The organism is Nocardioides sp. NPDC023903 (assembly GCF_040639295.1).
Lineage (GTDB): Bacteria > Actinomycetota > Actinomycetes > Propionibacteriales > Nocardioidaceae > Nocardioides.
This window is the reverse complement of the sequence record NZ_JBEZZS010000102.1, coordinates 1-1125: the sequence shown is the minus strand read 5'-3', so window position 1 is coordinate 1125 and position 1125 is coordinate 1. Positions and strand designations below refer to the sequence as shown.

The 1125-nt window shown below is 68.4% G+C and carries 1 protein-coding gene; it reads right to left on the bottom strand.

Annotation, left to right across the window (positions count from 1 at the left end; all coding sequences use genetic code 11):
* A partial coding sequence (locus AB0F44_RS30245) for an FGGY family carbohydrate kinase (protein WP_357361074.1) occupies window positions 1–937 on the bottom strand: 937 nt, incomplete at its 3' end.
* Window positions 938–1125 lie beyond the last annotated feature (188 nt).

Here is a 1125-nt window from a genome sequence, read left to right as displayed (position 1 = left end):
CGGTCTGCTTCGAGAGCGTCTTGCCCAGCTCGGAGGCCTGGACGCCGGCGGCCCAGATCTTCGCGATCGAGCCGATCCGCTCGGTCCTGCCGTCCAGCACGATCTCCGTGCCGGTGTTGAGCATCAGGAAATTGCCTGTGCCATAGGTGTTCTTGGCTTCGCCGGGCTGGAAACACACCTGCCCGACGCCCGCGGCCTGCTGATCGCCCAGCACGCCCGCGATGGGCACCGAGCCCTTGAACGGGCCGTCGGGTTTCGTCGTCCCGAACAGTCCCGGGTTCGCCGACGGCGCGATGGTCGGCAGCATCGCGCGCGGGATGCCGAAGATCGTGAGGAGTTCGTCGTCCCAGTCGAGGGTTTCGAGGTCCATCAGCATCGTGCGTGAGGCATTGGTGGGATCGGTGACGTGCACGCCGCCGGTGAGGTTCCAGATCAGCCAGCTGTCGAGGGTGCCGAACAGGGCGTCACCGCGTTCGGCGTCGGCGCGCACGCCCGCGACGTTGTCCAGGATCCACTTCAGCTTGCCGCCGGAGAAGTACGGCGCCGGCGGCAGGCCGGTCTTCGCGCGGATGAGCGCGCTGTGCCCGGCGGCGTCGAGGTCGGCGATGATGCGGTCGGTGCGGGTGTCCTGCCAGACGATGGCGTTGCCGTAGGGGCGGCCGGTGCGGCGGTTCCACACGACGGTGGTCTCGCGCTGGTTGGTGACGCCGATGGCGGCGAGGTCGTCGGCCGTGAGACCGGCGAGCGAGAGCGCGGTCTTGACGACGGTGCGGGTGCGTTCCCAGATCTCGTCCGGATTGTGTTCGACCCAGCCGGGGCACGGCATGATCTGGGAGTGTTCGAGCTGGTGGCGGGCCACCACGGTGCCCCTGTGATCGAAAACCATGAATCGCGTCGACGTCGTGCCCTGGTCGATCGCGCCCACGTACCGGTTCATCTTCTCGCCCTTTCCGGACCTCATCGTCGAGTCCGTCGATCGGGCCCGAGGCCCGAGACCAACGCTAGGAACGCGCGGGGCCGGGCACCACCAGCACCGTTCGACAATGCTGAACGGTGGTAGGTTCGGGCCCATGCCCGGCCCGATCCAGTCGATCGAACGCGCCGCCGCCGTGCTGCGGCTGCTCG